The sequence below is a fragment of the Thalassotalea sp. 273M-4 genome (assembly GCF_041410465.1).
Lineage (GTDB): Bacteria > Pseudomonadota > Gammaproteobacteria > Enterobacterales > Alteromonadaceae > Thalassotalea_A > Thalassotalea_A aquiviva.
In genome coordinates this window covers 1,703,431-1,725,111 of the sequence record NZ_CP166961.1, presented here as the reverse complement: position 1 = coordinate 1,725,111, position 21,681 = coordinate 1,703,431, and the positions used below count along the sequence as shown (strand labels likewise).

24 protein-coding genes and 3 tRNA genes are annotated in these 21,681 nt (G+C 39.3%); 16 read left to right on the top strand and 11 right to left on the bottom strand.

What is annotated here, in order from left to right; all coding sequences use genetic code 11:
• Nucleotides 1-37: 37 nt before the first annotated feature.
• From ACAY00_RS07825 to ACAY00_RS07815, 3 genes are all read left to right on the top strand, one after another.
• Nucleotides 38-337 carry a hypothetical protein gene (locus tag ACAY00_RS07825; protein WP_371372230.1) on the top strand — a complete coding sequence of 100 codons (300 nt, stop codon included), beginning with the start codon at nt 38-40 and terminating at the stop codon, nt 335-337.
• Nucleotides 338-777: 440 nt separating this feature from the next.
• Nucleotides 778-969: a DUF3185 family protein gene (locus ACAY00_RS07820; RefSeq protein ID WP_371372228.1), complete on the top strand. Its 192-nt coding sequence runs from the start codon at nt 778-780 to the stop codon at nt 967-969.
• Between the two features lie 140 nt (nt 970-1,109).
• Nucleotides 1,110-2,444, top strand: coding sequence for a serine hydrolase domain-containing protein (locus tag ACAY00_RS07815; RefSeq protein WP_371372226.1), 1,335 nt, complete (start codon nt 1,110-1,112; stop codon nt 2,442-2,444).
• A gap of 65 nt (nt 2,445-2,509) precedes the next feature.
• Here the strand turns inward: ACAY00_RS07815 and ACAY00_RS07810 are convergent, their stop codons facing one another.
• From ACAY00_RS07810 to ACAY00_RS07770, 9 genes are all read right to left on the bottom strand, one after another.
• Nucleotides 2,510-3,967, bottom strand: coding sequence for a DUF2867 domain-containing protein (locus ACAY00_RS07810; protein WP_371372224.1), 1,458 nt, complete (start codon nt 3,965-3,967; stop codon nt 2,510-2,512).
• A 13-nt stretch (nt 3,968-3,980) separates the two neighbouring features.
• Complete coding sequence (locus ACAY00_RS07805; protein ID WP_371372222.1) at nt 3,981-6,197, bottom strand: xanthine dehydrogenase family protein molybdopterin-binding subunit; 2,217 nt, start codon at nt 6,195-6,197, stop codon at nt 3,981-3,983.
• A gap of 1 nt (nt 6,198) precedes the next feature.
• Nucleotides 6,199-6,666: a (2Fe-2S)-binding protein gene (locus ACAY00_RS07800; protein ID WP_371372220.1), complete on the bottom strand. Its 468-nt coding sequence runs from the start codon at nt 6,664-6,666 to the stop codon at nt 6,199-6,201.
• Nucleotides 6,667-6,908: 242 nt separating this feature from the next.
• Entirely contained in the window at nt 6,909-7,241 is a 333-nt protein-coding gene (locus ACAY00_RS07795; RefSeq protein WP_371372218.1) for a TusE/DsrC/DsvC family sulfur relay protein, read from the bottom strand.
• On the bottom strand, nt 7,232-7,510 hold the full coding sequence (gene tusB / locus ACAY00_RS07790) for a sulfurtransferase complex subunit TusB (protein WP_371372216.1): 279 nt from the start codon (nt 7,508-7,510) through the stop codon (nt 7,232-7,234). The genes ACAY00_RS07795 and tusB overlap by 10 nt, the downstream gene beginning before the upstream one ends.
• 8 nt (nt 7,511-7,518) lie before the next feature.
• The gene (tusC, locus tag ACAY00_RS07785; protein ID WP_371372214.1) at nt 7,519-7,899 is read right to left on the bottom strand and encodes a sulfurtransferase complex subunit TusC; all 381 of its coding nucleotides are present in this window, start codon (nt 7,897-7,899) and stop codon (nt 7,519-7,521) included.
• Nucleotides 7,896-8,270 carry a sulfurtransferase complex subunit TusD gene (gene tusD / locus ACAY00_RS07780; protein WP_371372212.1) on the bottom strand — a complete coding sequence of 125 codons (375 nt, stop codon included), beginning with the start codon at nt 8,268-8,270 and terminating at the stop codon, nt 7,896-7,898. The genes tusC and tusD overlap by 4 nt, the downstream gene beginning before the upstream one ends.
• Before the next feature lie 89 nt (nt 8,271-8,359).
• The gene (locus ACAY00_RS07775) at nt 8,360-9,031 is read right to left on the bottom strand and encodes a Bax inhibitor-1/YccA family protein (RefSeq protein ID WP_371372210.1); all 672 of its coding nucleotides are present in this window, start codon (nt 9,029-9,031) and stop codon (nt 8,360-8,362) included.
• Between the two features lie 205 nt (nt 9,032-9,236).
• Nucleotides 9,237-9,821: a DNA-3-methyladenine glycosylase I gene (locus ACAY00_RS07770; protein WP_371372207.1), complete on the bottom strand. Its 585-nt coding sequence runs from the start codon at nt 9,819-9,821 to the stop codon at nt 9,237-9,239.
• Between the two features lie 151 nt (nt 9,822-9,972).
• On the opposite strand from ACAY00_RS07770, the gene ACAY00_RS07765 reads away from it, so the two are divergent.
• From ACAY00_RS07765 to ACAY00_RS07755, 3 genes are all read left to right on the top strand, one after another.
• Nucleotides 9,973-10,063: transfer RNA gene (locus tag ACAY00_RS07765), tRNA-Ser, on the top strand.
• Between the two features lie 279 nt (nt 10,064-10,342).
• Complete coding sequence (locus ACAY00_RS07760) at nt 10,343-11,251, top strand: hypothetical protein (RefSeq protein WP_371372205.1); 909 nt, start codon at nt 10,343-10,345, stop codon at nt 11,249-11,251.
• A 149-nt stretch (nt 11,252-11,400) separates the two neighbouring features.
• Complete coding sequence (locus ACAY00_RS07755; protein WP_371372203.1) at nt 11,401-12,543, top strand: hypothetical protein; 1,143 nt, start codon at nt 11,401-11,403, stop codon at nt 12,541-12,543.
• Between the two features lie 63 nt (nt 12,544-12,606).
• Here ACAY00_RS07755 and ACAY00_RS07750 read toward each other — a convergent pair whose 3' ends face one another.
• Both ACAY00_RS07750 and ACAY00_RS07745 read right to left on the bottom strand, forming a co-directional pair.
• Complete coding sequence (locus ACAY00_RS07750; RefSeq protein ID WP_371372201.1) at nt 12,607-13,044, bottom strand: universal stress protein; 438 nt, start codon at nt 13,042-13,044, stop codon at nt 12,607-12,609.
• Between the two features lie 174 nt (nt 13,045-13,218).
• A complete protein-coding gene (locus ACAY00_RS07745; protein WP_371372199.1) occupies nt 13,219-13,599 on the bottom strand; it encodes a glycine radical domain-containing protein in 381 nt (126 codons plus the stop codon).
• Between the two features lie 278 nt (nt 13,600-13,877).
• Between ACAY00_RS07745 and ACAY00_RS07740 the strand changes: the two genes are divergently transcribed.
• The 10 genes from ACAY00_RS07740 to nfsB all read left to right on the top strand — a co-directional run bounded on the left by ACAY00_RS07740 (nt 13,878) and on the right by nfsB (nt 21,547).
• Nucleotides 13,878-13,968, top strand: a tRNA-Ser gene (locus ACAY00_RS07740).
• A 187-nt stretch (nt 13,969-14,155) separates the two neighbouring features.
• Nucleotides 14,156-15,757 carry a Na/Pi cotransporter family protein gene (locus ACAY00_RS07735; protein ID WP_371372197.1) on the top strand — a complete coding sequence of 534 codons (1,602 nt, stop codon included), beginning with the start codon at nt 14,156-14,158 and terminating at the stop codon, nt 15,755-15,757.
• 13 nt (nt 15,758-15,770) lie between these two features.
• Nucleotides 15,771-16,253, top strand: a complete 483-nt coding sequence (locus ACAY00_RS07730; protein ID WP_371372195.1) for a shikimate kinase — start codon at nt 15,771-15,773, stop codon at nt 16,251-16,253.
• Between the two features lie 98 nt (nt 16,254-16,351).
• Complete coding sequence (locus tag ACAY00_RS07725; protein WP_371372193.1) at nt 16,352-17,134, top strand: hypothetical protein; 783 nt, start codon at nt 16,352-16,354, stop codon at nt 17,132-17,134.
• Nucleotides 17,135-17,282: 148 nt separating this feature from the next.
• A tRNA-Ser gene (locus ACAY00_RS07720) sits at nt 17,283-17,373 on the top strand.
• Between the two features lie 322 nt (nt 17,374-17,695).
• Entirely contained in the window at nt 17,696-18,013 is a 318-nt protein-coding gene (locus ACAY00_RS07715) for a hypothetical protein (protein WP_371372191.1), read from the top strand.
• 250 nt (nt 18,014-18,263) lie between these two features.
• The gene (locus ACAY00_RS07710) at nt 18,264-19,454 is read left to right on the top strand and encodes a tetratricopeptide repeat protein (protein WP_371372188.1); all 1,191 of its coding nucleotides are present in this window, start codon (nt 18,264-18,266) and stop codon (nt 19,452-19,454) included.
• Between the two features lie 258 nt (nt 19,455-19,712).
• Complete coding sequence (locus tag ACAY00_RS07705; protein WP_371372186.1) at nt 19,713-20,276, top strand: phosphoribosyltransferase; 564 nt, start codon at nt 19,713-19,715, stop codon at nt 20,274-20,276.
• Between the two features lie 32 nt (nt 20,277-20,308).
• Nucleotides 20,309-20,764 carry a hypothetical protein gene (locus ACAY00_RS07700; RefSeq protein WP_371372184.1) on the top strand — a complete coding sequence of 152 codons (456 nt, stop codon included), beginning with the start codon at nt 20,309-20,311 and terminating at the stop codon, nt 20,762-20,764.
• A 126-nt stretch (nt 20,765-20,890) separates the two neighbouring features.
• The gene (gene nfsB / locus ACAY00_RS07695; protein WP_371372182.1) at nt 20,891-21,547 is read left to right on the top strand and encodes an oxygen-insensitive NAD(P)H nitroreductase; all 657 of its coding nucleotides are present in this window, start codon (nt 20,891-20,893) and stop codon (nt 21,545-21,547) included.
• Nucleotides 21,548-21,681 lie beyond the last annotated feature (134 nt).

Here is a 21,681-nt window from a genome sequence, read left to right as displayed (position 1 = left end):
CAACCCAGGAAAGGCTTTACTCACAAAGGAAAATGCGGTGAAATTTTCAACAATAAAGAATTCGTTTTGGCAATTTTCGTTAATGACTGCATTTGTGGTCTCAATAGTGTTGACCTTAATTATTGTTATTTGGGAGTGGCTTGAAAACCCAGGCGGTATTTTTCATGATCAACAGGGCACAAACTGGCACTTTGTTTACGATACCGCTATCAGTTGGTTTGTTCCAACCTTTATTTATGTTGCGATTATTAGTGCGGTATTATATTTTCTGCTCAAACTTATTCAGTGGTTTATAAAACTCGCCTTTAATAAAACGAAAACAACGATGAAAGAATAAATTAGCCGTTTATATTCATACGAGAGGCTAAATTGTTCTTTCAACCGTAATGTTAATTTATCTCATTTTGCCTTAACGCTGTGACTTTTGGGGAGCAGCGTTTTTACTTGGAAAAAATACTTTACAGGGGCATGTAAAGCGGTTCTGTTATTGTTCATCCTAGCCTTTATATTTGCTGATTAATCGTTGGCCAATATGGTTATCTAAATTTCTTCAATCTGCACGTTAACATTAAAAAATCGATAATTTTTACAAAATCAATGGCATCGGCTTTAATTAAGGGAACGTGATCTATGTTTAATGCTTCGCTTAGCACAGACTAGTTACGTATGTTGTCTCACATTAAGATATGAAACTTTAAGTGTTTTAACATCGTGATGTGCCTCTCAAATCATGTGGTATTGGGTTCTCGATTAATTTAATTACTATTTGGAGTAACAATGAACAACAAGATTATTGGGATTGTACTTATTATTGCGGGGGTAGCCTTAGCTTTATGGGGCTACAACATTTATGACTCTCCGAGTTCACAACTTTCAGAAGCAATCAGTGGCGAGGTTCCTATAGAAGCCTGGCTCGGTATGGTTGGTGGTATTATTGCCGTCTTAATTGGGATCACAAGGTTAAAGTGATGTTCAAAAGTTCAACTGATTTTTAATCAGTTAATAGGTGCTGAACGTGCAAGTCCTAATAAAATGCCTGTTTTTGACTTGCACCGCAACACGTTATACACCTAAAGCTTTGGCTTTAATAACGAGAGATTCAACGTAATATGACGCCTTTTAAATTGAAAACAACAACATATTCAGTCTTATTTTTATCCATTTTTATTGGTTTTTGTAATACCGCTTGTGCAGGAAAAACCAAACATCTTTCAGCAGAAGAGTCAGATCCTAAAGTTTTAGGTTGGATGGTTGGTAATCCACCACCACCTGATAAGCTTATAAGTCAACCTCAATCGAACTATTTTAGTTTTCCAAAACTACGTTGGACAGTCTGTCATATAAGAGAGTTTTTACCGACAAAAAATGTCGTCAAAGGGTTTGCTGATGCTACAGCCTTTGACTATGCCCTAGATGAAAACATTGACAACGTAACCTTTAAGCCCTCGGGTAGCCAAAATACCATGACCTGGAAGCAGTCTTTATCTGCAAACTATACCGACGGCATGTTGATTTTACATAAAGGTAAAGTTGTTTATGAAAAATATATTGGCTGTCTTGATGAAAATGCTAAACATGCAGCCATGTCAATGACCAAGTCTTTTACTGGGCTGTTAGCTGAGATGTTAGTCGCAGAAGGGACGCTAGATGAGACGGCTTTAGTCGGATCGATTATTCCAGAATTAAAAGGCAGTGCATTTGAGGATGCTACGGTTCGCCAAGTGATGGATATGACCACAGGATTAAATTACAGCGAAGATTATTCAGATCCTAACGCCGATATTTGGATTTATTCGGCTGCCGCCAGCCCATTACCAAAACCAGCAGACTATCAAGGCCCTAATGGCTATTATGAATACTTACAAACGGTTAAAAAAAGTGGCGAGCATGGCGAAGCTTTTGGTTATAAGACCATCAATAGTGATGCCTTAGGTTGGTTAGTGTCTCGCAGTGCGAATAAAAATTTAGCCGATTTATTGTCTGAGAAAATTTGGCAAAAAATTGGTGCGGAACAAGATGCGTACATGACCATCGATGGTAAAGGGGTACCTTTTGCCGGTGGCGGTTTGAGTGCAGGTCTTAGAGATTTAGGCCGTGTTGGACAACTTATGTTAAATGACGGGGCATTAGATGGACAGCAAATTGTACCGAAATCTGTGATAAGAAGTATTAAAAAAGGTGGAGACAAACAGGCTTTTGCAAAGGCTGGTTATGCATCGCTACCAGGTGGAAGTTATCGCAGTATGTGGTGGATATTTCACAATTTACATGGCGCCTATGCGGCCCGAGGTGTTCACGGCCAAACAATTTATGTCGATCCTGTGGCAGAGATGGTTATTGTGCGTTTTGCCTCTTTTCCTGAAGCCAAAAATGGCTACATTGATCCTACCTCATTACCTGCCTATCAAGCTGTAGCGGAGTATTTATTGTCGAAAAAGAATTAGGTAGAATTCGCTGATAAATTAGCCAAAACAGCATAACTGAGTTGTCGATGAGCATGTTAATTCGACTAGGCTTTATCTGGTGGTGCGTTCTTTTCTGCCAGCTCTGCTCTTTTGGCGATTTGCTCGGTTAATCCTTTAAATAAAAAGACATGTGCAGGTAAGCAAACATACCAGTAAATCAAACCAAGCGGGCCTGCTGGGTGCCAATAAGCGTTCGCTAAGATCAATCTATGATCGCCTTTATCCCGAATAATAAATTCTAATACGCCCGAACCAGGGCCTTTCATTTCCATTTTTAAAGTCATTACATTGGGGGGTTGCAAAGCAATAACTCGCCATGAATCAACGACATCACCAACTCGCACATTGACTGGATGGCGACGCTCGCGACGAAAGCTCGGGCCACCAAAAAACCAATCTAAAACTCGGCGCAAATACCATAAAAAATCAGCATAATAAAACCCTTTACTGCCCCCAAATGCCGTCACTTGCTCAAATATTGCCTCGACACTGGCTGATGAGCGAGCGCTGTCGCCAGTATTTTTTGCATAAAAACTGAATTTTGGATCATAATCTCGACATGAAATCGAGCCAGTCACCCAATGGGCTACTTTAGTATTTTGTTGCTCAACCTCTAAACACTCATATACGGCTTGTTCAAATGTTATTAATTTTAATGGGATTAGTGATTTTATTTCTTCATCGTTTGGGATCACATCCTGCTTTAAACCTTCTATTAAAGCTTTAGCAATATTAGCGGGCACCGAGGTCACGGCTCTCAGCCAATAAGACACCATTTTAGGGGTTAATAACGGTACTTTAATAAGGTTAAATTTATGCTTTGTGTATTTAGCGTATTCTTTCATCATTTGTTCATACGTTAATACGTCAGGACCACCTACCTCATAGATTTTGTTTCCTTGTATTGGTAATTCAATTAATTTAATAAAGTAGCTGAGCAAATTTGTCAAAGCGATAGGTTTTGCTTTGGATAATACCCACTTTGGGGTAAGGAGAATGGGTAAATGATTAACAATATCACGCATCACTTCGAATGCCGCTGAGCCCGGACCAACAATGATTCCAGCTCTTACTTCGGTCACCGGCACCGAAGTGGACGCTAAAATTTCACCTGTTTGTTTGCGCGAAAGAAAATGTTCTGATTGAGCGTTGGGGGGGAGTAGGCTGCCTAAATAAATGATGCGCTTTACACCAGCTTGCTCAGCTGCTTTGACAAAATTATGGGCGGCTTGATTGTCAAGTTTGGCAAAGTCTTTGCCCGCAGCCATTGAGTGTACCAAATAAAAAGCGATGTCTATATTGGCTAATGCTTGCCCCAGAGTTTCTGGTTTTAAAGCATCGGCAGAAACGGTTTCTATATCTTCCCAACCGCGAGCGAGTAGAACCCTTTTTTGACGTGCGCTTGCGCGCACATCATAGCCATGTTGTTTAAGTTCTGGAACCAAGTGGGTGCCAATATAACCACTGGCACCAAAGACAAGAACCTTAGTTTTTGTGGGCAAACATTACCTCATATTAGATTTTAAGGGGTTTAATAGGCAAGTCTCTATAACGCTTGCCTGTGGCCGCAAATATGGCATTGGTTAAAGCGGGCGCAAACGGCGATACCCCAGGTTCACCAAGCCCCGTAGGTGGATGATCTGAATCCATAATATGAACACGTACATTGGGCATTTCATTGATGCGAAGAACAGGGTAGTCGTGAAAATTGGAATTCACCACAGCGCCATCTTTAAAAGTAACTTCGGTATAAAGTGCTAATGACATCCCCATAACGACAGCACCTTCCATTTGTGCTGTAGCTCCGTCAGTATTTAAGACCTGACCGCAATCAATCGCACAATCTACGTTTACCACCTCAATGTTATCACCGTCTACTTTTACATGAACCGCCATCGCAACATAGCTTTGAAAGCTATAATGCACTGCTAAGCCGATGGCTTCACCTGGTGGCAGCGTTTTGCCATAGCCCGACTTGTTTGCGACCAGATTAAGGACGGCTTTAGAGCGCTCTACTTGCTCCTTTTGGTCTGGATTTGGGTTGCTGTCATATAAATTGTTTAAAAAGGCAAGGGGATCTTTACCCGCTTTATAAGCCAATTCATTAGCAAAGCTATTAAACGCAAAGCCATAAAAAATAGCATAAACAGCTCGATACCAGCCAATTCGAGTGTGTGCAGGCGCTTCACCCGTTTCGCTGCGAAAATTTGCTACGCCAAAAGGGTGATCATCTACGTCTTTTAAGCTATCTGCTGGTGCCTTTTGTAAGCCGGGTACGAATAAAGAGGTAATCGAGGGAAATGCCGCTCGATGAAGCCAACCTGTCACATTACCATCATTATCTAACGCGCCTTCAATATGTTGCGCATTAATAGAATGATAATAACCGGTACGAGTATCCTCTTCTCTGCTCCAGGTCAGTTGTACTGGCGCATTAATGTGTTTAGATAAAACGGCTGCTTCATGAACATAATCGCATTTAAATTTACGGCCAAATGCACCGCCAGCCATCATCACGTTAACATAAATGTTCTCTTGTTTAAGGTTTAAGTATTGTGCTAACACTTTTTGAATGTCTTCCGGGCTTTGAGTTGATGCCCACACTTCACATCGATCGTCTTTAACCCAAACCACACTGGCATTAGGCTCCATTGGCGAATGAGACAAATGACCACCGGTGTACGTTGCACTGACTTTATGTTTGGCTTTTGCAAATGCTTTTGTGATATCGCCACGCTCACTGACAAGCTCTGCTGGCTTTTCTACATTTTTAACCAACATCTTGCGATACTGTTTGGTGTCATAATTACCGTTAGGGCCACTATCCCATTCAATTTTTAGCTTTTTCAACGCTTGTTGAGCTGTCCAAGTGTTATCTGCAACAACCGCGACACCGCCAAGTGAGCCAAAGGGCACTTTTAACGGAGAAATCTCTACGACATCAATAACGCCTTTAACGTTTAATGCATCGGTTTTATCGAGCGATTTTAATCGCCCACCAAACACTGGGCAGTGTGTTATGGCCGCATACTTTAGACCTGGAAGCTTGGTATCTACGCCATAGGTTCGTTTGCCCACCACAACCATATGTTGGTCATGTCGATCTAGCGCTTTACCAATATAACGATACTCGCTTTTTTGTTTTAATTTAGGTTTATTGGGAACTGGCTGAAGCGCGGCCAAAGATGCGAGTTCACCGTATGCCAATGTTTGTTTTGTGGCTTTATTAATGACAAAATGATTTTCAGCGTAGCAATTATCGACCGATGTGCCCCAAACTTTTGCCGCAGCCGCGATTAACATGAGTTTAGCCGAGGCACCTGCTTCTCGCATTGGTTGAAACATGACTCGAATACTCGCTGATCCACCTGTTGCCTGAGGCCCATACTTTTCTTTATTTCCCTCACCTTGTTTTACGGTTACGCGTGACCAATCTGCTTCCATTTCATCGGCTACAGCCGCCGGTAAAGCGGTACTAATGCCTTGACCCATTTCACAGCGACCACAATATAGTGTGGTATCGCCATTGCTATCAAGATGTATAAAAGCGCTTGGATTAAATGTTTCAGCATCAGGGGAAGTGGTATTGGCACTAACACCGGGCAATGTAATTCCAATCATTAAGCCGGTGGTGGTGACCGTAGCCGTTTTTAAAAAAGTACGACGGCTTTGATTGCTAGGTTCTACATTATAGCCACTTGCTTTCATGGCAGCGATTACATGTGGGTTCATCTTAAACCTCCTTAGCTAAATCGTAAGAAGCAGATTTAATCGCTTTTTTTATTCGCTGATAGGTGCCGCAACGGCAAATATTGCCTTGCATGGCACTGACGATTTCTTCATCTGTAGGGTTAGGGTTGCTATTAAGTAAACTGGCTGCATTCATAATTTGCCCCGCTTGGCAATATCCACATTGGGGGACATTATGCTCTAACCAAGCCTTTTGCAGAGGATGTTGACCATCTTTTGACAAGCCTTCAATGGTGGTGATTTGTTTATCAATGATTGAATTTAACGGAGTGATACAAGAGCGCATGGCGACCCCGTCTACATGTACGGTACAAGCACCACAAAGGCCTGAACCACAGCCAAATTTGGTGCCCGTAAACTCTAGTCGGTCACGTAAAAACCACAATAAAGGCATGTCTTCGGGCACGTCAATGTCATATGCCGCGCCATTGATGAAAATCTTCTTACTCATGATGTCAACCTAGGTTAATAAATTGTTAATATACACCATAGCAGATCTTATATAGGCAAAACAATTTATCCCATTAATAGGGTAAGAAAATGGTTCTTTTGACTAAAACAAGTCAACAAGTAAAGTGAAGTTCAATAGAAGGGCGCAGTGAAGGGCTTAGTGAAGGGGGGCGCTAACAACAAACAAGAGATGTAACGCCAGCTAACACACTTTATTGAAAGCGTTGTTAGCTGGTTTATCATTTAAATACAGCGAGCTGGTTTGGGTAAACCCGCAATTTTAGTGGCTTGTTTAGCTGGACCTTTGGGGAACAGGCGATACAAATAACGACTGTTGGCTTTTTCTTCACCAAATTCTGCTTTTAATGCCTTTATTAAGGCTCTAATGGCAGGTGACGTTTTGTAGGTTAAGTAAAAATTACGGACAAAATTAACCACTTCCCAATGATCTTCGGTTAAGGTTATTTGCTCTTGTTCGGCGATGATAACCGCAAGGTCTTGGTGCCAGTCACTGACGTTGAGTAAGTAGCCTTGTTTGTCTGTTTCAATTTCTTGGTTATTAAACATTATTGCCATGTAATGATTTTCTCTGCTTGTTCGGTTTCTTCTATTAGGCTTTTATAATCCACGGCCTTAAACAATTTGGCTGGATTAATACCACGGGCGCTAGCGTGTAAGTCTAGATAAAGAATGGTATTTGATAAGGTTAAAAGACTCGGGTGGTTCACATTGTAAACGCCATCATCTAATAACAAAACCCGATCATCATTATTTAACAGGCTAAGGCATAAACTTAACCGGTCAGATTGAAAGCCGGACGTTCGCACTAAATGTAAATTTGCCATGAATTTCCTTAAAACGTTAAAACGACATCGCAATCAGCTAAAGATTGTTTGATGTCGGCAGGTGCAACAATATTGGCATGCTCAAATACCGACTGCTCGCTTAATTGCCTCGCTTGTAATGAGGCTTTACAAATATAAATATCTTCAATATCGTAAAATTCCAATGCTTGGAACGTGGCGACATAATCTTTATGACTTATTTCCTGTGGCAGTTGATTTTTTTGAATTTGGTAAACACCATCTCCGATAAAAAACATGCTCACTTTTAGCTCATAGCTGGCGAGAATTAAGGCTGCATCAAGTGCTTCTTTGCCGATACCGGCGTGAAACGTTGATTGAGAATTAATGATCGCGTAATGTTTGGCGGGTTTTGCAGCGTTTGCGCTCATAATTGCACTACCTTATCAGCACCATTTGTTAATACGGCCAACTCTCCTAAACCCGATATAGTAAAGGCTTGGTGAATATTGTGCTGTAAAGGGGTATCGGTTGAGTCTGATAAACCACGCTTTTCTGCAGCGCTAATACACAAATGTAATGGGGTTTGGCTGTTTTGATGAAACGCGACCCATTCGTTAAGCAAGTTTACTTCATCTGATGGAACTTGAATATTGGTATTCGCGTTTAATACGCCTTGTTGGTAAAAGAACACACCATTAATACGGTGGCCACTGGCTATTAAGCTTTTGGCGATTTCTAATGCTGTATTGGTTTTGTTGTCGGTCGGTGCAGTACTGACCACAAGTGCATAACAACTCAAAGACTTTCCTTACAATGAATGAGTTAATTTAACAAATAAAAAAGGCTCCCAAAGGAGCCTTTATAGTATAAATGATTTTACATCATATATTAATCGTCATTACCAGAAAGAGCGCCTAATAAGTGCAATAAGTGTACGAAAATATTATAAATATTTAAGTACAAAGATACTGTTGCACGGATGTAGTTGCGCTCACCACCGTGAATAATACGACTGGTGTCAAATAAAATTAAACCAGACATGATCATAATGATGGCAGCACTGATTGCTAATGAAAGTGCAGGGATGCCTAAGAAAATGTTAGCAATACCTGCGATCAAAGCAACGATTAAGCCGACCATTAAAAAGCCACCCATAAATGAGAAGTCTTTCTTACTGGTTAAGGCGTAGGCAGATAATGCGAAGAAAATTAACGCTGTACCGCCTAAGGCTTGCATGATTAAAGAGCCACCGTTAGGTAAAGAAGCATAAACATTAAGCATTGGCCCTAGTGAAGCGCCCATTAAACCTGTAAAAGCAAAGATCCAGAAGATACCGTTCGCTTTATCGGCTTGTTTGTGAACGACAAACAGCAAACCAAATGCCACCAACGTCATAACTAACGCGGCAATGTGAGACAGACCCATAGCCATAGAAACGCCTGCTGTTACGGCACTAAAGGCTAGTGTCATACCAAGTAACATGTATGTGTTACGCAGAACTTTGTTGATTTCAATTGCTGAGCTTTGACTCGCAACATTAAAATCCATTTGAGATTGCATAAAATTTCCTCTGAAAAGTTAATTACTTTAATTTAGATGGGGTTAAAGCGAAAAAATTCAATCCAATTTTATTTACGAAGGAATTATCTGTCTTTAACCTAAATTTAATTACCTTTATATCGCAAAGCGCGCGTAAGGTAAACCATCTTTGACATATTATGACACAGCTTTTTTAACAATTCCAAGCGAAAGCTGTGACAAAATATTATCGAATTTGGCTTACTTCATTATTACGAAAGCAATCGATGCTGTGATCATTTACCATCCCGCACGCTTGCATGTAAGCATAAATGATGGTCGAGCCAATAAATTTGAATCCACGTTTTTTTAAATCTTTACTTATTTTGTCTGAAATAGGGGAGCTAGATGGGTAATCAGTTAAGGTCTTTAGTGAATTATTAATGGGTTTAAAGTCAACGAAGGCCCAAATGTAATCACAAAAACTACCAAACTCTTGCTGAATTTTAATAAATTGCTTGGCGTTATTAACAGCGGCTTGCACTTTTAAACGGTTTCGAATAATACCAGGGTTTTGCAGTAAAGCCTCAATTTTAGCATCGTCGTATTTCGCTACTTTGCTGACCTCAAACTGGTCGAACAATTGACGGTAATTTGCTCGTTTTTTTAATACGGTATACCAACTTAAACCCGCTTGCGCCGCTTCTAAAGTTAAATACTCAAACATTTTTTGATCGTTAAATACAGGAACGCCCCATTCTTCGTCATGATATTTAACATAATCGGGTTTCGACTCATCTAACCATGGGCACCGGCACTTGGTGTTTTGCATAGACCCTCCAGTTGTTATCTTTGTTGCTTGTATTTATGCGTAATTTGAGGCAAAAATCAACGGAATGTACAAAAAAAGGGCAAACAAACTTTTTTTTAAAATTAACCCTTTACAAGGCTAAAAAGAGTCTCTATTATTCGCACCAACTTCAGGTGAGATGGCTGAGTGGTCGAAAGCACCGGTCTTGAAAACCGGCATGGGTTTGTAGCCCATCTAGGGTTCAAATCCCTATCTCACCGCCATGTTAAAAAAAGCCCGCTATTTAGCGGGCTTTTTGCTTTATAACTAATAAAGTTAAGACGTTACTTCATTAACAGACAAGGCTAATGAAAACTATCAACTTGGTTTTTACCCTATCCTTAGTCTGAATTTGACATTAATACCCGCAAGTTAAGTCAAATTTGATTACTAGGTTTTATACTAAGAATAATTACTGCATAAATACGTGCAACCACGAAGGCCATGGTACTGTGTTAATACACAATATTTTCAACAACAGTTATAAAAGAATATCAGATTTTTTGCCTGAACTTATGCTGATCATCGGTGTAAGCTTGTCTTTTGTTGCTGTTTTTTATATTCAAAATCATCAGAAGCAAAATATTACCGCTGAATTTGAACACATTGTTGAAAAACGAGCACAAGCATTGCAGCAAAATCTAAATTGGAAAGCTCAAACGCTGCGAAACCTAGCTGACTTTGTATCGGTTATCAAAGATAATGATGTTGATTTTATCAAAAATACCATCAAGCAATTTAATTTTAATCAACAAGACTTATTATCCCTAACCTGGCTGTCACATGATCAGTTAGTGTCAGAACACTTAAATGAAGAAATCAGTAATGCACTTAAATTAAAACAAAATATTCAGCAGTTTGGTCCCCAGTTTAAGGTGCAATTAGAACAACCTTCGTTACTGCAAAAAAATATTTTCACCCAAGAATTTATGGTTATTAATGGAAAAGTAACCATGCCATCAGAGCAACAACCAAAACCCTATTTTGTGGTTATTGTTCCAATAACCGATGTAAATGATCAAGCCCATCCTTTAGATACACAAACACGTAATGTATTTGGTTACTTTGTCGCGCTATACGATTTAAAAAATACTTTTGAGCAATCCGCTTTAATGGGGGACTCAATGGGTATTAACATGCGATTGGTGGATATCACTAACACTGAAAAAACCGTGTTATTAAGTCATCTAAGTCGCAAAAAAGATTTGAGTGTGAGTGATTTAAAGTATCATACCAATAACTTGGTGTTTGGCGATAAACGCTTACAATTAGAAGCGCAAGCCACCGACAGGTTCATTAAAGAACGGTTATCGTTTTTACCATTTATTGTGATACCGCTTGGCATGTTTATCAGCAGTTATTTTGCTCGATTCATAAAACGAAAATTTTATCCGAGTAATTTCGACAATTAACTTAGACCGACGTCCGCCTCTTTTTAGCCCATACTTGCCTGTTTATCTTAAAAATAACCCTGAGTCATCGCTTTTTCTGTTTTTATCTACGGCCAAACCGTTATACTGAGAAAAACCATAATTTAATTTTAAAAGGTGCTTGTTTTATCATGAAGATTAAACATATTCTCAGTATTTTCATTGCCACACTATCAATCTCTTTAGTACCCGCTGCGACGGCAAAGAGTGATAATTCTGATTTTTATACATTCGACTTCGAGCGAAAGTCTTATTCGATGAAAGATGTTGAGCAACAGTTTTTCACCACATTCCCACACGATGATCCAACCGCAGGTGATGTGATTTACGATCGTAAACTGTGGAAACATGACAATATGATCGAACTAAAAAACCAAGATGGTTTGTTTATGTACATTCGAAGTCGTGATGATGTGCCGATGTTTGATTCCGTTCGTTTAACCTCTAAAGCGTATTACAACATTGATAACAACGAAACCATTCTGTTTGTTTTTAAAGGTAAATTACCTTCAGCCAATGGTTTATGGCCAGCTTGGTGGCTAAATGGCGGGCAAGAACCGACATGGCTATACGCAGGCGAGGGTAAATTAGATACTGATAAACATTTAGACAGTTATTCAGGCGTCGGCCATTTTTATAACACCCCAAGTCCGGTAAACCCTACGGATTGGCCGGCGGCAGGGGAAATTGACATTATTGAAAACATTAATGGTCATAAAACTATTCATAATACCTTACACACTTGTCCACAGATGTTTGATGGGCAGTGGAATGACAGTACTGTGGCCATTAACTGTGCTAATGCTAACTCGAGCGATCCTAATCCAGGGTGTAGCGGTACCCCATATGAAATAGAAAAACCCGAAGGCACTTTTGCTATAGCTTGGCAAAAAGACACCATTAAATATTACTACTGGAACAGTAAAGATGATGTTCGTAAAGAAGGGGGACCTTTAAGTGAAAACCCTGATCTTGCTATGTGGGACAAGCAAAGCCTTAAAAATACAGTAAAATTACTGCCAGGAAGTCAAAGTTGTGATGCCAGCGTCCATGAACCATGGCAATGTAAGAGCTGTAAAGGCTCAGAAGATACTGGTTTTGTTAACATGAAAGTTATTTTTAACATTACCACCTGTGGTAAATGGGCGGGTCTACAGTTTGATGATACCCCAGAAGCACTTGCTAATTGTAAAGCGCACATTTTAGGTGAAGGTAAGTCAGACATAGACAGCCAGTCAATTAAGATTGAATACCTGTCGGTTAAAAAACTATAATCAATAGTACAAACCTAAACACTAGAAAAAAGGCTGATTTATCAGCCTTTTTTGTGTTATTTACTAAGGCACTAAGGTGATAGGTACTTCAACCGCGTGCGCCAGTTTGTTGGCAAGGCTACCGATTAATAAATCCATCACGGTAGAGCGACTTCGTCGGCCTACAAATAACATAGAGACGTCATTCTCTTTCAAGTATTTAGTGATTTGAAAAGCAGGATCACCCAATACGATGTCAGAGCTCACGTCTACTTCATCACTTTGTAGCTCTTTTAACATTGGTCCCATGACATGCTCTACAATATTCGCTTTTTGGCTTTCTTCACTCGGCTCAGGTGGGATGTATCCTTCAATCGCTAAGGGCATTTTATGGGTATTATCAATAACATAAAACAGTTTTACCGCAGCTTTGGTTAGTTTTGCTAGTTCAATGGCTTTTTGCGCTGCTCTAATACTGCAATCACTGCCATCGGTTGCAACTAGATAGGTATGTTCAGACATACTTCCTCTCTTAATAACGTTTCGTTATGTTACATCCTTACAGTTTCAGTATAGAAGTTGAAGAGGTTTTTATAAACCTAATAGCGGATGTTTTAATCGATTAAATAGGCCTTAAAATGCTAATAAAAAAGCCTGCTATAAGCAGGCTTAATACAGTGCGAACGAACAACGAAATTAGAATTGTTCGGTAAACGTTCGATTAATAACGTCTAACTGTTGTTCGTCGGTTAATGAGTTAAATCGAACCGCATACCCAGACACACGGATGGTCAATTGTGGGTACTTTTCAGGATTCTCACGAGCATCTAGTAACATTTCACGATCCAGCACGTTGACATTTAAATGTTGACCGCCTTCACGAGGTTTTTCTGTTTCGATGTTCACATCTCTAAACTCATCAATAGCAAGTTCACTGAACTTAGCTTGAGTGTCGGCAGGGTATTTTGTTGCGCTTTTTGAACCTAAGCAAATTGCCGTGTCGATGTCTTCATTTACTAACCAAATTGAGTTAATTAACGCTTGGTCTGATGATTTTAAAATCTGAATACCTTTCATTTGGCTAAAATCTCTGTGTTATGAAATAAAATTAAATCGGATCTTAACGATAAGATCCGCTAAAGGCGAATTTTAAGCTTGATCTAGCGCAAACAATTCAACGGTTTTCATATAATATAAATTACTGATTGACCCTCATATTGGTTATAAAAAACGCTTTTTATATTGCAAGTGGTTGAATATAAAACAAGTTGGGTTGAAAATAAGCAAACAGTTTAAATTTGAGTTTTTTTACTTTACAAGCTCAGCTGCAAGCTATAATATTCGCACCAACTTCAGGTGAGATGGCTGAGTGGTCGAAAGCACCGGTCTTGAAAACCGGCATACGTTTGTAGCGTATCTAGGGTTCAAATCCCTATCTCACCGCCATGTTAAAAAAGCCCGCTATTTAGCGGGCTTTTTGCTTTCTAGCACAAGTTCTCAACCTCATCGCCTTTTCAAATAAAATACCAGTGCCTCTTTTCATTTAACAAAAGCAAAATCAAACCTGAGTTTTGTTGTTCAAACTCAGGTTAACTGCTAAACCTAAGGTAGATCAGGTTTTTATTGTTCAATCATGGAAATTCTTACCACAGTAGGTGGCTTAGGGCTGTTTTTATTGGGCATGGTTATTATGACTCAGGGATTAAAAGAGTTAGCGGGCCAACAAATAAAAAACATCCTTGCTCATCTAACTAAAACACCTTTAAGTGCGGTTACTTTTGGTGCTTTATGTACCGCTTTAATGCAATCTTCTTCTGCCACCACACTCGCTGCTGTTGGTTTTGTGGCGGCCGAAATCATTACCTTTACCAGTAGCTTAGGGATCATTATAGGGGCGAATCTAGGAACGACCATAACCGGGTGGTTGGTGGCTCTTTTGGGCTTTAAATTTAAAATTGGAATCCTAGTATTTCCCTTCATCTTTTTTGGTGCTTTGCTTAAATTGGTGGCTAAAGGGCAGTTGTCGCATTTAGGTTTTAGTATTGCTGGCTTTGGCTTGGTGTTTTTAGGCATTAACCATATGCAATTGGGGATGGAGCAATTACAAGCGGTTTTTAGCTTTGATGGCTTCCCAGGTGATACCTGGTTTAGTCGAATACAACTCATAGTCTTTGGCATTTTATTTACCATTGTTACCCAGTCTTCAAGCGCTGGTATTGCCGCCACTTTAACCGCACTAAATGCCGACTTTATTGTGTTTGAACAAGCCGCAGCATTGGCCATAGGCATGGACATTGGGACTACAGCAACCGCTGCACTAGCGACGGTTGGCGGGTCAATAAACAGTAAGCGAACAGGTTTTTCTCATGTTATATATAACGTGTTAACCGCTATTATGGCGTTCTTCTTGATCAGCCCATTTATTGCCATCATAACCACATTTTTCCCCACTTTATTAACCGATGATAGTGAAATAGCTTTAGTTATATTTCATTCTGGTTTTAATTTTCTTGGGGTTTTGTTGGTTTTACCTTTTACTCACCATTTCGCGCATTTGATGCAAACTTTAATCGTGGCAAAACCGCATCAGCACAACCGCTTCCTGGACGAAAGCTTATTACAAACGCCAGATTTGGCGTTATTGAGTGTTCGAAAATCGTTACGTTCACACACTTTGGCCTTGCTGCATAGTTTACAGGATCTGTTGAAGCTAGGGAGCTCATCGCTAGATTTATCAGAACTTCAAACAAGTTTAAATGAATGTCACGATTATATTGACCGGATCCACCTGACACCATCTAAAGAGCAATTTTGGGCTCAGTTGATTCATTCTATTCATCTTATTGATCATCTTCAAAGACTGCATGAACGGTGTGAAGAAGATAGAGCAAGAGCAATCACAGCCAGTCAATGGCAAGGGTTAACGCCCTTTAAACAAAGGTTAAAAGAAAATATTTGTGATTTACAGTTAAGCCTTCAACATGAACAGTTAGAAAAGCTCAAGACGGTTTCCAATAATGCTTTAGCTTTGTCTGAACAAGTGAATGAATTTCGTCTTCAATTAAGACAGCAAGTTACCGAAGATATTGGCAAAGGGGCGCTTAGTGTCAGTGAGGGAACGCAAATTTTAGAGGCGATACGTTGGTTTAACCGAGTTTGCTATCATTTACACAGAATTTCTGACAGGATGTATACGCTGGAAAGCCTTAATACATTTAAAGTAGAAAAAGAATAAAAATAGGATTGTTGTGAAAAAAATCATTATCTTTGGCAACTCGTCATCGGGCAAATCCACGATGGCCAAAAATATGGCTCGTACATCGAATATTGAGCACTTGGATTTAGACACTATCGCTTGGGAAAACACAACCCCTCCTGTGAGAATGACGTTGGGGAAGTCACTCACTGTTATTGAAACATTTATTAATAGTCATTCCAATTGGGTTATAGAAGGCTGTTACGCCGACTTACTTGAATTGATTTTACCGCATGCTAATGAAATGATCTTTTTAGATTTGCCAGTTCAATCATGCGTTGAAAATGCCCAAAACAGGCCTTGGGAACCTCATAAATATCGCACTAAGCAAGAGCAAGACGCCAATTTAGAGATGTTAATTGATTGGATAAAAGCCTATCAACAACGTGATGACGTTTTCTCTCAACAAGCCCACCAAAGACTTTATGAAAAGTTTTCAGGGGCCAAGGTGCGATATACTGGTAGGCCTGGGTAAAATGCAGTTGCAAAGCGCACTCGATACCATCATTTTGGCTTGCGCTCTGGTTTTTCATTAGGGAAAATATCTCTTCACTTTACTATTGAGAATCGCTTATGTTGCATTTTTGGAATGGCAATAAATCTTCCGCTCGCCAATCTTACGAACTCGACTTACTTACATCTTGTTTAAGGGCTGCCGGCGTTCAAGAACCCTTGTTTGATGATAGAACCGATCGGCCAAAAGCTGAAGATGAAGGCAATGTCTTTAACCAAGGTAGCGACGTTCTAGTAACCGTCGCTGGCAATGAAAAATTTGAAGACCAAGATAAAATTATTGTGCCCCATCCACTTGCTAAAGGTTTACTTGGGATCCGGATATTACTCATTGAAAAAAGCCAACAACAACACTTTCAGAAGCACTTTAGCCAGAAACATTTACAGTCTATGGCCATTGGCATACCTGAAACTTGGGTTGATGCTGAGTTGTTTCGACAAAATGATTATTTAGTAAATGAGAAGGGCAGCTTTGAGCAATTATTTGCATTTATCGAAAATGGCGAGTTTGATTACAGTGCCTTAGGAGCAAATGAAATCGAGGAGATCGTCAAAGCACAACAGAATCAATACCCAGATGTTGGTATTGAATCCAGTTTAATATTGTATTACCCCTATCCCTTATTGTTTTATGTCAATGTGAATAAACCTGAATTAGCCCAACACATTGAACAGGGCTTGCTGAAACTACAGCAATCGGGGGAATTTGATCAGATTTTTTTCAAGCATCATGGCGATGTGGTTAAACGACTGAATTTACATCACCGTAAAGTCATTACGTTGAAAAACCCGTTTTTACCTGACCAATTTAAAGACTTTCATTCTCCTTTGTTAGCGCCATGATATAACCTCATACGTTTAGCGGCACGATAATTAAACAAAAAATGTCAGTTTTTAGGCGAACAATATACAAAAGCCATTTTTTTTGAAATTTCTTTGTTTTTCCTCTTTACAAGGTTGGCAACTAGCTATAATATTCGCACCAACTTCAGGTGAGATGGCTGAGTGGTCGAAAGCACCGGTCTTGAAAACCGGCATACGTTTGTAGCGTATCTAGGGTTCAAATCCCTATCTCACCGCCATATTAAAAAGCCCGCTATTTAGCGGGCTTTTTGCTTTTTATCCTATGGTAAATCTATTTACTCTCTGCTCTTTATCCCTGTTGCAATTCATTTTCTAATCCGGTTTGTTAACCAGGCCTATGCAGGCTAAAAATTTAAATTATACTAATCCCATTAAGTTTTTTGAATTGATCAGCGAACAGCTCTATTTTTAAAACAGTTAATTCAAAAGACAAAAGCAACGTATCATTAAAGATATTGAATACCTAAAACGAGGACAACGTATTAAGGTTTATGGCTTTTAAAAGGATCTTTGAAACGGGTCTTTTAAACGGATGGGACAATGGGAAAAATTGCAATATTGGCGTTTAAACCTAAAGCAGGCAATTTTGAGTTGTTAAAACGCTTGGTGCTAGAACATTATGACTTATTAGATCAACAAGGCTTGGTTAGCGCTCGTATGCCCGTCGTAATGCACAATAGCGATGATATTATCATCGAAATCTTTGAATGGTCATCAGATGAGGCCGCAATTTTGGCCGACATGAACCCCGTGGTGCAACAAATTTGGCAAGACTTTGAAGAAGTTGCTGAGCGTATTCCGATGGCACAATTACCTGAAGTCAATGACTTGTGTGCGCTTTTTTCCCCGATAAATTAATGTCATGCCTTAAGCGGTTAGGTCAATAGATTTGCTAAGCAAAGGCATTTTATGAATTTTTGTCTATTTAACATGTCTCAACTAAGAGTCTGTCGTTATTTTAGGTAACTGAATTAGATACTCGATATTGGTTCGTTTTGGTATTTTTCACTTTGTAACCAGTGGATAAAAAAGAGCACACTTAGTGATATTACAAGGAGATAATACCTAAACTGTCACTATTGATAACGCAATCAAGTTAGGAGACATAATGAATCTGAAGATTTGTCGTAACATTCTAAGTAGCATTACGTTTTCATTGTTGTTGTTTTCCTGTGCCCACGTCAATGATCCTCTAGCGGATTTAAAACACACAACACTGACCCATCAGTCACTTTATGACGATAATGCGTTTTTGGGCTACAAGGATTACTCGGTGGTTAGTCAAGATCAAATTTTTGCGTTAAATGATCAGATGAAGGCGTTTGTCGCCACCCAACTGCAAACCGAAAAAGAGCCTTATCAACGCGCAAAAAAACTTTTAACCCATTTATTTAGCCAATCTCCTACGTCGTTGCAATATCAAAATGGGGCTAATTTAACCGCCATTGAAACCTACAATCAAAACGTTGCCAATTGTTTGTCATTAACCATTCTTGCCTACACCTTGGCAGAACACGCGAAACTGACTTTAGCCTTTCAAGAAATCATCATTCCCGAGTACTGGGTTCGTAATGGACAATATAATCTGTTGACAGGGCATGTAAATTTAAAAGTGACTGGAAAAAAACAGGCTCCAGGTAAAGTCGTTTGGGGGCAAAACAGCATTACCATTGATTTTGATCCCTACAGTACCAAGCATCATTTTACCAAACGATTGATCAGCAAAAATAAAGTGACAGCGATGTTTTATAATAACCGTGGCGCTCAGGCAATTGTTGCTGGCGATAGCCCAAAAGCCTATGCCTACCTTAAAGCAGCCACATTAATGGACCCTAAATTTGGTCCCGCCTGGGCTAATTTAGGTTTACTTTATAAACAGCAAAACCTACTAGAGCTTGCCGAAAATACTTATATAAAGGCAATATCTTTAGATAATAAAAACTATAACGCTTGGAATAATTTAAGCATTTTATATGCAAGCCAAGCTAAAGATGAAAAAGCCAAAGCTATCGATATATATTTACTCAATGCTCGAATCCATAACCCTTATTACCATGGTCTTCTTGGTGATGAAGCGCTTTATCAGGGTAACTTTAGTCAAGCCATTAAACATTTTAAACGTGCCAATAAAATGAAACCCGAAGAAGATGAGTTTTACTTTGGCTTAGCCAAAGCGTACTTTAAGTTGGGTGACTTAAACAAGTCTCAACGCTACTTAATGAAAGCGAAAGCCCATGCTCCTTTTCAATCGATTGAAAAAAAATACCAAGACAAATTGAGTCTATTTTCTAGTTTATAAACCTATACATATTGGTTTTTCACGTCAATACTGGCATATCGAATCGATAAAGTGACAAATAGACAGTCTCAATGAGTCTGTTAACTTAATTAACACAGAGATTTAATATCTTGATTATACGAAAAATTATTAACTAAGTTATAATAGCCATATCTGCGCGGGTATGGGCATGTTCACAACCTTAATTACCCACATAAACGCATAATCTTGGCATAAAGCCATTATTAACTCATTTTGTTGTTTCACTTGGGGACTTCCATGAATAAAAAATTTATCACCGCTCAAGAATTATTAGAAGATTCTTTTCGCGTGGCCGCACAAGTATACAAAGACGGTTTTCGTCCTGAATTTATTATTGGCATATGGCGTGGCGGTGCTCCAATTGGTATTGCCGTACAAGAATATTTTGATTACAAGCAAGTTGAAACAGACCATATTGCGGTAAGAACATCGTCTTATTACGGGATTAATCAACAATCAAAAGAAATTAAAGTTCACGGCCTTCATTACTTAATTGAAAATGCTAACGCCGATGACAAACTTCTTATTGTTGATGATGTATTTGACTCTGGTCGCAGTATTGAAGCGTTAATTGCCCAAATTAAACAACAAATGCGTTTAAATACACCAACAGATATTCGTATTGCTTGTCCGTGGTACAAACCGAAAAATTCTAAAGTTGATATCGAGCCAGATTACTACGTTCATGAATCAGAAGAGTGGTTGGTGTTCCCGCATGAATTATCGGGCTTGACGCCCGATGAAATTATTGCAGGCAAGTCAGACTTAAAAAATATCCATGACTTGATCGTTGAAAAGTAGTTTTAAATGAGGAAGCTTTTGCTTCCTTTTTTATGGTGAAATATTTCTTATCGGGTTTTGTCAAACAAGGGTATCAGGTTGCTTCGGGGCAAACCCCTGATCCTAGATTTAAACAAGGCAGTATTGCGTTGCAAAAACCCTTGTTTAAGCAATTAGGTCTTGATTTAGATGCGTGCTTTAACGGTACCATCAATGTGAATATTAAACCTTACGCTTTTGACATTGTAAGGCCCGATTACACCTTTCATCACGTAAAGTGGGCCAAGGCGATGCCCGCTGAAAGTTTTTCGTTTATTCAATGCCAGCTTATGCACCGCGCCCGTTTTTATCCGGTGCTCGTATACTTTCCACATCCAGAAACCAAACCCGATCATTTCCAATCAAAATCGACCATAGAGTTACTTAGCCCATATATTGTAAACATGCACTATAACGACAAAGTGACCGTCATTATTGCGCAAAATACAATATCACTAAATAAAATTTAATGGTCAGCTAAGCACTCAGTACACATATTCTGTCTATACTTACAGCGCATCGATACTTACACCATAACTATTTTTCAGTAACTTATTAATACTCGTTCCCTCAGCAATATATTATTTGGAGATCGCATGAACTTAACCGACATAGCAAACTATCGTTATTCGACCAAAGAATTTAATTCAAATAAAAAGATACCCGAACCAGAGTTTCAGCAAATTCTAGATTTGCTTCGTTTTAGCCCTTCAAGTGTTAACTCACAACCCTGGCATTTTCTCATTGCCACATCAAAAGAAGCCAAAGAGCGGGTAAGCAAAGGCACGCAAGGCGTGTTCAAGTTTAATGAAGCTAAAATATTGGATGCATCCCATGTCATTGTGTTTTGCGCAAAAACAGAAATCGACGAACAATACATGTTACATCTTTTGGCATCTGAAGAACGAGATGGACGATTTGCAGAACCAGCACACAAAGATATGATGCACGCGGCAAGAGCGATGTTTATAAATATTCACCGTTATGATTTAAAAGATGTGCAACATTGGATAGAAAAACAAGTGTACTTAAATATGGGAACCATACTGCTGGGCGCGGGCGCTTTAGGTATTGATGGATTACCTATGGAAGGGGTAGACAAGCCTGTTTTAGACCAAGAGTTTGGCTTAAGAGAACAAGGGTATTCGGTCGTTGGGGTACTGTCGTTGGGCTATCGTGCCGATACTGACTTTAATGCCGCATTGCCAAAGTCAAGACTGCCATCAGAAGAAATATTTACCTTTTTACCCTAAAGCTTTAACGGCAACAATGCTAAATTTCGCATGCCCCTATACCCTAAAGTTTTGCTCCGATAGCGTTTAGATGTTGTCCTAAAGGCCAACCTTTATTGGTTGGTTTGCGCTAATAAAAATATAAAAACCTAATA

Excerpts from the sequence above, each read along its gene's own strand:
- ACAY00_RS07820 (WP_371372228.1), top strand. The coding sequence starts at position 778 with ATGAACAACAAGATTATTGGGATTGTACTTATTATTGCGGGGGTAGCC.
- ACAY00_RS07815 (WP_371372226.1), top strand. The coding sequence starts at position 1,110 with ATGACGCCTTTTAAATTGAAAACAACAACATATTCAGTCTTATTTTTA.
- ACAY00_RS07805 (WP_371372222.1), bottom strand. The coding sequence starts at position 6,197 with ATGAACCCACATGTAATCGCTGCCATGAAAGCAAGTGGCTATAATGTA.
- ACAY00_RS07800 (WP_371372220.1), bottom strand. The coding sequence starts at position 6,666 with ATGAGTAAGAAGATTTTCATCAATGGCGCGGCATATGACATTGACGTG.
- ACAY00_RS07795 (WP_371372218.1), bottom strand. The coding sequence starts at position 7,241 with ATGGCAATAATGTTTAATAACCAAGAAATTGAAACAGACAAACAAGGC.
- tusB (WP_371372216.1), bottom strand. The coding sequence starts at position 7,510 with ATGGCAAATTTACATTTAGTGCGAACGTCCGGCTTTCAATCTGACCGG.
- tusC (WP_371372214.1), bottom strand. The coding sequence starts at position 7,899 with ATGAGCGCAAACGCTGCAAAACCCGCCAAACATTACGCGATCATTAAT.
- ACAY00_RS07775 (WP_371372210.1), bottom strand. The coding sequence starts at position 9,031 with ATGCAATCTCAAATGGATTTTAATGTTGCGAGTCAAAGCTCAGCAATT.
- ACAY00_RS07770 (WP_371372207.1), bottom strand. The coding sequence starts at position 9,821 with ATGCAAAACACCAAGTGCCGGTGCCCATGGTTAGATGAGTCGAAACCC.
- ACAY00_RS07755 (WP_371372203.1), top strand. The coding sequence starts at position 11,401 with ATGAAGATTAAACATATTCTCAGTATTTTCATTGCCACACTATCAATC.
- ACAY00_RS07750 (WP_371372201.1), bottom strand. The coding sequence starts at position 13,044 with ATGTCTGAACATACCTATCTAGTTGCAACCGATGGCAGTGATTGCAGT.
- ACAY00_RS07745 (WP_371372199.1), bottom strand. The coding sequence starts at position 13,599 with ATGAAAGGTATTCAGATTTTAAAATCATCAGACCAAGCGTTAATTAAC.
- ACAY00_RS07735 (WP_371372197.1), top strand. The coding sequence starts at position 14,156 with ATGGAAATTCTTACCACAGTAGGTGGCTTAGGGCTGTTTTTATTGGGC.
- ACAY00_RS07725 (WP_371372193.1), top strand. The coding sequence starts at position 16,352 with ATGTTGCATTTTTGGAATGGCAATAAATCTTCCGCTCGCCAATCTTAC.
- ACAY00_RS07715 (WP_371372191.1), top strand. The coding sequence starts at position 17,696 with ATGGGAAAAATTGCAATATTGGCGTTTAAACCTAAAGCAGGCAATTTT.
- ACAY00_RS07710 (WP_371372188.1), top strand. The coding sequence starts at position 18,264 with ATGAATCTGAAGATTTGTCGTAACATTCTAAGTAGCATTACGTTTTCA.
- ACAY00_RS07705 (WP_371372186.1), top strand. The coding sequence starts at position 19,713 with ATGAATAAAAAATTTATCACCGCTCAAGAATTATTAGAAGATTCTTTT.
- ACAY00_RS07700 (WP_371372184.1), top strand. The coding sequence starts at position 20,309 with ATGGTGAAATATTTCTTATCGGGTTTTGTCAAACAAGGGTATCAGGTT.
- nfsB (WP_371372182.1), top strand. The coding sequence starts at position 20,891 with ATGAACTTAACCGACATAGCAAACTATCGTTATTCGACCAAAGAATTT.